The sequence below is a fragment of the Sphingopyxis sp. H050 genome (assembly GCF_001468265.1).
Lineage (GTDB): Bacteria > Pseudomonadota > Alphaproteobacteria > Sphingomonadales > Sphingomonadaceae > Sphingopyxis.
The window spans coordinates 1-1714 of sequence record NZ_LNRZ01000021.1 but is presented as its reverse complement, the minus strand read 5'-3'; the positions used below and the strand labels follow the sequence as shown (position 1 = coordinate 1714).

Below are 1714 nucleotides of genomic sequence, written 5' to 3'. Positions count from 1 at the left end.
TGATCGTTTGCGCGCCGGTGATGTATGGATCGAGGGAACCCGCAACTATCAGCGCTTCGATGCCTATTTGCTGGGTCGGCGCGACGCCGCCAAAGTGGCCGATGCGCTTCCGTTCGATTCAAATGCTGCGTCCTACCTCGCTGACCGGTCACGAAATCTTGACTGGCGGCTGCGCCGATTTGCCAAACAGTTGAAAGCAAACAAGCTTGAGGGAGTGTCGCTCGAACGAGACCGGCTCAAGCTTCAGAAAATGCCGCCTGTCACCCCACCGGAAGCTGAAGCCCTCGATCGTAAGCTCGATACCCTGCTTCCCCGCGTGCGCATCACCGAGCTGCTGCTTGAAGTCGCCGAACGCACTGGTTTTTTGAACGCATTCCGTGACCTGCGTTCAGGCAAGGAGCATGACAACCCCAGCACGGTACTCGCCGCAATTCTGGCTGACGGCACCAACCTCGGGCTGGAGAGGATGGCCAATGCCAGCGAAGGCGTCAGCTATGCCCAGCTCGCATGGACCCACAACTGGTACCTTTCCCCCGACAATTATCAGGCCGCACTGGCCATGATTATCTCAGCCCACCACGAGTTACCCTTCGCGCGGCATTGGGGTGCTGGCACCAGTTCGTCGTCCGATGGCCAGTTCTTCCGGTCGGGGCGGAGCCGTTCGGGGGCGGCGGACGTCAATGCCAAATATGGAACCGAACCTGGCGTGAAAATCTATTCCCACCTTTCCGATCACTTCGCATCATTCGGATCACGGATCATGTCCGCGACGGCAGGTGAAGCGCCCTACGTGCTCGACGGCCTTGTCCTGGGCGCTGGCAACCTTCCGTTGCATGAGCACTATACCGATACCGGCGGCGCGACCGATCATGTTTTCGCACTCTGCCACCTGCTCGGGTTCCGCTTTGCGCCCCGACTGCGCGATATTGCCGACCGCAAACTGGGTTCGATCGCTGCGCCATCGACATACAAGGGCATCGAAAGCCTGATGGGCCGCACCATCAAAACCGCAGCGATCGAGGCTGATTGGGATGACATCGTCAGGATTGTCGCCTCAATCAAGGATGGCACGGTGGCGCCGTCAGTAATCTTGCGAAAGCTTGCCGCCTACAAACGCCAGAACAGGCTGGATTTTGCATTGGCTGAACTGGGCCGTATCGAGCGCACTTTGTTCACGCTCGATTGGCTCGAACAACCGGAACTGCGCCGTGCCTGTCAGGCCGGTCTCAACAAAGGCGAAGCGCGGCACACGCTTGCCGCCGCCATCTATACCAACCGGCAGGGCCGGTTCACCGATCGCTCGCTGGAAAATCAGGAATTTCGTGCATCTGGGCTGAACTTGCTGATCGCGGCGATTTCCTACTGGAACACGGTCTATCTCGACCGCGCCGCCAAGCACCTCAACGCTGTCGGCACGACGTTCGATGCGGCACTGCTTGCGCACCTTTCTCCGATGGGCTGGGCGCACATCAGTCTGACCGGCGATTACCTCTGGGAGCAGGCCAGGCGACTTCCAGCAGGTGAATTCCACCCACTCAACGAGCCAATGGCGCGGTTGAAGCGTGTAGCGTAGCCCATGTTCCGCTTATGTCCGAGAAATCGTTGTCTGGCGAACTGTCCCCCGTCAGCACCAATGGCACAGATTTGAGGTTGTGATTTAAGGAGGGTTGGGGCTTCGTCGTAGTGACGAAGGAACGAAGATGAAGACCCAACC

1 protein-coding gene is annotated in these 1714 nt (G+C 58.9%); it reads left to right on the top strand.

Translation table 11 applies throughout. The features are described 5' to 3' along the window. A partial coding sequence (locus ATE67_RS20865; protein WP_156417125.1) for a Tn3 family transposase occupies positions 1-1573 on the top strand: 1573 nt, incomplete at its 5' end. Positions 1574-1714: the final 141 nt, after the last annotated feature.